The organism is Variovorax boronicumulans, assembly GCF_019352895.1.
In the GTDB taxonomy this organism is placed as follows: Bacteria; Pseudomonadota; Gammaproteobacteria; order Burkholderiales; family Burkholderiaceae_C; genus Variovorax; species Variovorax boronicumulans_A.
Window position 1 is genome coordinate 2289206 of sequence record NZ_JAAAFX010000004.1, and the last position, 6377, is coordinate 2295582.

Here is a 6377-nt window from a genome sequence, read left to right on the forward strand (position 1 = left end):
GGCGAAGGAAGGGCATGAAGCTGCTGCAGCGCGCGACCGGACCGGGGCGGCGCATGCAGTGGGTCTGCGGCGTCGAGGTCGTCGAGCTGGCGCTGGAAGTGGCCGCCGTGCTCGCGCGTTCGCACGGCCTCGGCGTCGACCTGTGGCGCATCGACGACTGGGCCGCGATGGTGCAGGACGGCGTTGATGCCGAAGGGCGCTGGCGCCGCGGCGAGAGCGCTCGTGTGCACAGCCGCTTCGAAGCGCTGATGGCGCCGACGCAGGGCGCGATCCTGGCCGTCACGCGCAAGGGGCGCGCCGTGCCCGAACTGTTGCGTGCCTTCGCCCCGGCGGGGCGGCGCTACCTGAGCCTCAGCGGCGACGACGTGGATGCCTTGCGTGAGACCGCGCTGAAGCTGGATGCGGAGATCGACATCGAATGGGCGAATCTCTCCGCGGTGTAGCGCGCTCCGATCAGGGCGAGTGCGAGGGCGAGGGCGAGGGCGCGCTGCCGTAGTGCCTCAGGCCGAGCACCGAGAGGCGCTCCGGGCATTCCCAGTACGCCTCGTCCAGCGTCTCGAGTTCGGCCTGCTCGGCCTCGTCGAGCTGCGTGTAGAGGTCCATCAGGCGCCGGATCTCGGGCGATCCGTCCAGCCTGTCGAGCACCGCGCGCATGCGCCGCACCAACGCGAGCCGCTGCGTGGCGCCGAGGGTCTCGAGTGCGGCGATGGCGGTGCGGCAATTGGCCTCACCCCAGTTGCAGAAGAACTGAAGGAAGCCGCCGTTGTGGATGTCGGCTTCCAGGCGCCACAACGCGACCAGTTCTTGCGTGCGCGGCGGCAATGCATCGACCTGCCAGCCGGCCTGCTGAAGGGCGGCCAGCGCCTGGTCGAGCTGCTGATCCCAGACGATGTCGCGCACGTTCACCATGCCCTCGGCCGAGGCCGGCCACAGGTCCGGCCAGACCAGGCCATGGCCGTCGTCGACCTGCTGCCATGCGAGCCGCTGGGTCGGCGTGGCCTTCTCCAGCCGGATGTGGCGCTGGAGCGGCTCGTGCAGCACGCGGCCGTCGGCCAGCGTGAGCACCAGCCGGGTGGCATCGATGGCTACCGAACGGATCGCGAGCCCCGACGCACTCATCGCTCGACCCCCTTGCGGTAGACGGCACGGCTGACCTCGGCGGCCTCGCTGCCGTCGGCCTTGGCCTTCATCCAGCGCACCGGGCCCTCGAGGTAGCCGTCGACCAGCGCGCCTTCGCGCCAGCGGTGCTCGCCCTTCTCGATGGTGAGGAACTGGTGCAGCCGGCCCGTGCCCTCGGGCGCCAGCGGCTGGCCGTCGCGGTCGAGCACCTGCAGGTAGCGTTCGCGGCGCGTTTTCTCGTCGTAGATGCTTTCGGTGTTGAGCGCACCGCCGGGCCAGTAGCGGCTGCGGTGCTCGCCGTCGGCGCGCTTCTCGTGGCGCAGCTGCAGCGTGCCGTCGGCGAAGAAGTGTTCGTCACCCAGCGACTGGTTGTCGCGGAACAGCGAGGCGGTCTTGGGCGCGCCGTTGGCATGCATGGATTCGCGCAGGCCGTGCTTGTGCCACAGCGCACGCGTGCCTTCGTGCGACTGCAGCTTGCCGCCCTTGAGGCGCCAGGTGCCACCGGCCTGGCTCGGGTAGTGCAGCCAGTTCCGCGTGCGCGTGCCGCCGTAGCCGGTCTCGGTCTGCAGCAGCTGGCGGTCGCGCGAGAACCAGACCACGTCGCAGTCGCCATCGCCGCGCTCGAGCAGGTTGGGCCCGATCGGAAAACCGTCCTCGAAGCGCAGCCGGTGCGTGCCGTCCTTGAGCGCGATGTGCGCCACGCCGCGCTCGGGCAGGCCGGGCACGGCCGCGACGTCGAAGTAGTCGTGCGGCGACTGCACGATGGCCGCGCACAGCCGTTGCGAGATCGCATGGTTGACGGCGTAGAAGTCTTTCTCCAGCGCCTCGAAGCGCGCCCGGTGGCTGGAGAACAGCGCCTCCGGCCACTCGTCGCTGTCGCGCGCCGACGCGACCGCAGGTGCCACCTCGGCCCAGGCCGCATGCACCGCCTCGACGAAGGGCAGGGCCTGCGCCAGGTGCGGGTTCTGCGCGATGAAGGCGGGCACCTGCGCGAAGCCGGGCGTCGACAGCGCGAGGTTGTAGAAGTACTGCATCACGCCGCCATTCGAGACCTGGCCGTCGAACAGGTCGTAGAAGTAGGCGGCGCGCACCAGCGGCGCGGCCTCGGGCGCCTGCTCCGGCGACAGCGTGTCCATGATCGCGGACGTGAAGTAGGGCGCGGCCTGCAGCAGGCCCGGCCAGTCGATCGCGGGGCGAAGGGTGGGGGTGTTCAACGGTGCTTCCATTCGAAAGAAAGGACGGTGGCACGAGTATGCCGAAGGGCCTGCAGGCGGCGCGCCCTGCGTGCGCCGCGAGGCCGGCTTCTAGAATCCGCTCCCCTGATCCGGCACGACACGTGCGCGCCGGACGCATCACTCTCCCGGCGCCTCGCATGCATCTTCGTTTTCCTTCGCTTCCCTCGGCCTTCCTCGTTCTCGTGCTCTCGGGCTTCCATGGCGATGCTGCCGCACAGGCACCGGCGCCCCAGGCGGCGACCCCTGTCACCACGTCGGTGCCCGCACCGCGCCTGCGGCTCAGCGAGCAGACGAAGGTCCGCAGCGCCGTGATCGAGATGGTCGGCTACGCGCGCGGCAGCTTCAACGAGGTCGATGGGCTGATCGCGAGCCAGGTGCTCGCCGGCATGCGCTCGCGCCACGACATCACGCGCACCGTCTGGCCCGATGGCCGCACGGTCATCGCGTCCATCGACGGCGGCGACCATGGCGAGGAGCGCGCGGCCATGCTGCTCGATGGGGAAGGGCGCCTGCTGGCGCTGGGCCTGGTCAATGGGCACTGCCGGGCCCCGGCAAAGAGCGACGACCGCAAGGCGTGCAACCCGGCCCCACAGGCCGTGCTGTCGATCTTCCAGCCCGCGGGCGCGAAGCAGGCCGATGCCGATCTGCTGGTCGTCTGGGCGAAGACGCTGCCCGACGCCCTGGCACTGATGGCCGAGAGCGACGATCCGGCGGTGGCGGCGGACGCGCAGAAGATCGCGACGGTCGAGTACCTCACGGGCCAGCCGACGACGCCGGGCTGGCGCGACGACGAACTGCCGCCGGGATTCCCGGCGTCGCTGCGGCCCCTGCTGCTGCAGACGGCCGAGGTGAACGGCACGGCCAGCGCCGGCAAGATCGTGCGGCCGAGGGGCCTGGCGGGCCAGCCCATGCGCACGGCCTACGAGCGCGCGCAACGCGACGAACCGCAGCTTCCCGATGCCGAGGTGACGCTGCGCAGCTATGCCGCGCTCGACACCGTGTTCGAGGCCTACCGCACGCTCACCCAGGGCGCGCGGCCGGAGCAGAGCGGCCGCGAGGTGGTGTTCAACGGCACCGATGGCGCCGGCCGCTACAGCGTGCGGCTGCGCGATGCGCAGGAGACCGGTGTGTTCATCACCGTCTCGAGCTGGAAGCGCCGCTAGCCTGCACCAGCGGCAGGCCGGGCGCGGGTCCGGATCAGGCGATCTCGGCGATCAGTTCGATCTCGACGCAGGCACCCGTGGGGATCTGCGCCACGCCGAAGGCGCTGCGTGCATGCGCGCCCTTTTCCGGGCCGAAGACTTCGGCGAAGAGTTCGCTCGCGCCGTTGGTCACCAGGTGCTGTTCGGTGAAGCTGCCGGTCGAGTTGACCAGGCTCATCACCTTGACGATGCGCACGATCTTGTTCAGGTCGCCGACGGCCGCGTGCAGCGTGCCGAGCAGGTCGATGGCGATGGCGCGCGCAGCCTTCTTGCCTTCTTCGGTCGTGATGTCCGCGCCGAGCTGGCCGACCCAGGACTTGCCGTCCTTCTTGGCGATGTGGCCCGAGAGGAAGACCAGCTTGCCGGTCTGCACGAAAGGCACATAGGCGGCAGCGGGCGTGGCAACGGGGGGCAGGGAGATGCCGAGTTGGGAAAGCTTGTCGTAAACGCTCATGAAATCACTCCTGATGGAAAAGCCTTGGAGGTTAACGCGGTTGCCCTGACTTTTTGCGTATCCGCAAGAAATCCGGACGTCGATGCGTCACATACGGGATGTGGTGACGCGCCGCACCCGTGCAATTTTTTGCGCCTCGCAGTGCTGGATGCGGCGAGACCTGGTGTCAAATTGTAAGGATCGACGCCGTGGCCCTCTCAGGGTCGGGGTCGGTCCGCAGGCACCGCAGTGCCTCTCCACCTCTTCTCTGAAAACCTCGATTCCATGTTCTCTGCGCTCAAGCTGGTGTTCCTGTCCGCCGTTCTGGTGCTCACCGGCTGTGCCGCCAACGTGCAGCGCCAAGGCAGTGTCGACAAGCAACTCGCGATCTCGCCGGTCGCGGCCAAGCGGATCACGCTCGAGGTCCAGGGCAGCAAGGCGTTGGCCGCATCGAAGGACTGGGAGCAGTTTCGCAACGAATGGCTCATCGGCATGGAAGAGGCGACCAAGGCCGCGGGCATGACGCTCGCCCCCTTGGATGCGTCGTCCGCTGTGGGAGCGGTATCGGCCACGCAGCCCTCGACCCGCGTCACCGTTCGCATCAACGACTACCGCTACATCACGCGCGGCGCCCGCGTCGCCGTGGGAATCATGACCGGCAATGCGTACATCGACGCCGACGTCTTCTTCACCGAATTGCCGGGGACGGCGCTCGCCGGCACGCGCAAGTACGCGACGACGTCATCGGCCATCCAGGGCGTCTTTGCACCGATGACCGAGAGCCAGATCCGGGGCATCTGCGACGAGATCGTCAAGGATGTGGCGCAGCGCTAGCGGAAGAGGGCGGTGGTGCCTTGCCGTTCATGCCTGAGGCGACTGCCATGCAAGTCACTTCGCGGCATGCAAGCGCACGGCTGGGCTGCTTTGGCAATGGCGGACATTCAAAGGAGGCTTGATGTTCAACGTACTGACGGACGTCGTCGTCGGACTCTTCGAGTTCATCGTCGACGTCGTGCTCTTCAGAAGACAGCGCTGCAAGCGCGGTCACAGCGACCGCGCATTCTCCGAGGACGCGGGCGAGATCGCACGCTTCGACATCGTCACGTTGACGTCCATCGGTCTCGCATCGGTCGCGCTGATGCTTTTCCTGAGCTTCGTCGTTGGTATTTCCGTGGGCTGGAGCGTCGGGGTGGGTGTCGGTGTGGGCGGGGTTTGGGGCGTCTGGCGATATATGCAGATGGTCGATGGGCGGTAGTGATGTCCGAAAGGATGGGAGCCTCTTGGCCGTCAATAGGATGACGGACTTCGGTCAGAAGCAGACAGTCAAAACCTCGGCATAGAGCCATCACCCACCATGCAAGAGACAGGCAATGGATCGAGAACACAGGGAAGCACGCTACACGACGTTGCTGGTCAGTGACATTCCGCGCGACGGTATGGGATTGGAACTACATCAGACGTTGCGGGGGAAAAATACTGTCGTTGCCGAAATTTTTTATTCAGATGCCGAACATACGTGGACGTTGAATACGTTTGACCATGACGTTCCACTTGAGCTCGTTGAAGAGATGGTCGCTGAAGCGAAGCGGCGCCTTCCTCCCAGAGAGGCATAGCTTGGGGCGCAGCGCCCCGCTCCTCGGGAGGCAGAATTCGGCCAACAGCAGCCCTTCCCTCCAGTTCATGCCATGAATAGCCTCAAAGAATTCGAACAGCAGCTATTGCGACTCGACCCTGCTGCCACGGACTTTGTGCTGCGTGTTGACCAACTCGTGGAGGCTGTGCCCGAGTCCGACAGAAATGAGGGATTGCTTGAGCCAATCTTCGCGTTCTTTGAGGCGCACCCCCTCGACGACATGGGTGCGCCGGGAACTCTTGTACATCTGACAGAGGGGTTCTATCCAAGTTACACGGAGCGCCTGCTCGACTCCTTGCGAACACGGCCCTCTTACAACGCCATCTTGCTGATGAATCGGATTCTCAATGGTCAGCTTTCGGACCAAGAGCGATCCAAGTACATGTCGGCGCTGGTCGAAACTGTGAAAACGCCAGACCTTCCGAAGATGCTCCGGGACTTGGCTCACCGGTTTTTGGAACGCCGCCGCACGTTGGATGCCGAAGGCTGAGCTTCGCATTGCATGGCGCTCGCTACGTGCGGCAGACGCGGGCGGCCGCTTTCGAGCGCTGGGTAAGACCGCTATGGGCCCGAAGCGGTCTCCCGACTTTTTCCAAAGCTGCCGGTCGTCGCGTCAAAGCCAAGCGTCATCCCGCTCCACGCATGGCCTAGCTGTGAAGGCCCAATAGGTTGTTTCGGGTGTTCACCCGGAGAAGTTTTGAGAGACTGGAAATCGCCAAACGCCCAATCCACTCAAAACCCCGAACCGGATGAAC

9 protein-coding genes are annotated in these 6377 nt (G+C 66.3%); 6 read left to right on the top strand and 3 right to left on the bottom strand.

Annotation, left to right across the window (positions count from 1 at the left end):
• Positions 1 to 14 precede the first annotated feature (14 nt).
• A complete protein-coding gene (locus K0H49_RS12215) occupies positions 15 to 443 on the top strand; it encodes a hypothetical protein (RefSeq protein WP_219212428.1) in 429 nt (142 codons plus the stop codon).
• 10 nt (positions 444 to 453) lie between these two features.
• On the opposite strand, the gene K0H49_RS12220 is transcribed toward K0H49_RS12215, so the two are convergent.
• Together K0H49_RS12220 and K0H49_RS12225 are read right to left on the bottom strand one after the other, a co-directional pair.
• The gene (locus K0H49_RS12220) at positions 454 to 1119 is read right to left on the bottom strand and encodes a DMP19 family protein (RefSeq protein ID WP_219212430.1); all 666 of its coding nucleotides are present in this window, start codon (positions 1117 to 1119) and stop codon (positions 454 to 456) included.
• On the bottom strand, positions 1116 to 2333 hold the full coding sequence (locus K0H49_RS12225) for a DMP19 family protein (protein WP_219212431.1): 1218 nt from the start codon (positions 2331 to 2333) through the stop codon (positions 1116 to 1118). The genes K0H49_RS12220 and K0H49_RS12225 overlap by 4 nt, the downstream gene beginning before the upstream one ends.
• Positions 2334 to 2491: 158 nt before the next feature.
• Between K0H49_RS12225 and K0H49_RS12230 the strand changes: the two genes are divergently transcribed.
• Positions 2492 to 3517, top strand: coding sequence for a hypothetical protein (locus K0H49_RS12230; protein WP_219212433.1), 1026 nt, complete (start codon positions 2492 to 2494; stop codon positions 3515 to 3517).
• A gap of 34 nt (positions 3518 to 3551) precedes the next feature.
• On the opposite strand, the gene K0H49_RS12235 is transcribed toward K0H49_RS12230, so the two are convergent.
• On the bottom strand, positions 3552 to 4010 hold the full coding sequence (locus K0H49_RS12235; RefSeq protein WP_219212435.1) for a RidA family protein: 459 nt from the start codon (positions 4008 to 4010) through the stop codon (positions 3552 to 3554).
• A 264-nt stretch (positions 4011 to 4274) separates the two neighbouring features.
• Between K0H49_RS12235 and K0H49_RS12240 the strand changes: the two genes are divergently transcribed.
• The 4 genes from K0H49_RS12240 to K0H49_RS12255 all read left to right on the top strand — a co-directional run bounded on the left by K0H49_RS12240 (position 4275) and on the right by K0H49_RS12255 (position 6112).
• The gene (locus tag K0H49_RS12240; protein ID WP_219212436.1) at positions 4275 to 4823 is read left to right on the top strand and encodes a hypothetical protein; all 549 of its coding nucleotides are present in this window, start codon (positions 4275 to 4277) and stop codon (positions 4821 to 4823) included.
• Positions 4824 to 4944: 121 nt separating this feature from the next.
• Complete coding sequence (locus K0H49_RS12245; protein ID WP_219212439.1) at positions 4945 to 5244, top strand: hypothetical protein; 300 nt, start codon at positions 4945 to 4947, stop codon at positions 5242 to 5244.
• A 115-nt stretch (positions 5245 to 5359) separates the two neighbouring features.
• Positions 5360 to 5602 carry a hypothetical protein gene (locus tag K0H49_RS12250; protein ID WP_219212440.1) on the top strand — a complete coding sequence of 81 codons (243 nt, stop codon included), beginning with the start codon at positions 5360 to 5362 and terminating at the stop codon, positions 5600 to 5602.
• A gap of 72 nt (positions 5603 to 5674) precedes the next feature.
• Positions 5675 to 6112, top strand: coding sequence for a hypothetical protein (locus tag K0H49_RS12255; protein ID WP_219212442.1), 438 nt, complete (start codon positions 5675 to 5677; stop codon positions 6110 to 6112).
• Positions 6113 to 6377 lie beyond the last annotated feature (265 nt).

Bases quoted from the DNA above. Each gene is read 5' to 3' on its own strand.
- K0H49_RS12235 (WP_219212435.1), bottom strand. From the start codon at position 4,010: ATGAGCGTTTACGACAAGCTTTCCCAACTCGGCATCTCCCTGCCCCCC.
- K0H49_RS12230 (WP_219212433.1), top strand. From the start codon at position 2,492: ATGCATCTTCGTTTTCCTTCGCTTCCCTCGGCCTTCCTCGTTCTCGTG.
- K0H49_RS12220 (WP_219212430.1), bottom strand. From the start codon at position 1,119: ATGAGTGCGTCGGGGCTCGCGATCCGTTCGGTAGCCATCGATGCCACC.
- K0H49_RS12240 (WP_219212436.1), top strand. From the start codon at position 4,275: ATGTTCTCTGCGCTCAAGCTGGTGTTCCTGTCCGCCGTTCTGGTGCTC.
- K0H49_RS12245 (WP_219212439.1), top strand. From the start codon at position 4,945: ATGTTCAACGTACTGACGGACGTCGTCGTCGGACTCTTCGAGTTCATC.
- K0H49_RS12255 (WP_219212442.1), top strand. From the start codon at position 5,675: ATGAATAGCCTCAAAGAATTCGAACAGCAGCTATTGCGACTCGACCCT.
- K0H49_RS12250 (WP_219212440.1), top strand. From the start codon at position 5,360: ATGGATCGAGAACACAGGGAAGCACGCTACACGACGTTGCTGGTCAGT.
- K0H49_RS12215 (WP_219212428.1), top strand. From the start codon at position 15: ATGAAGCTGCTGCAGCGCGCGACCGGACCGGGGCGGCGCATGCAGTGG.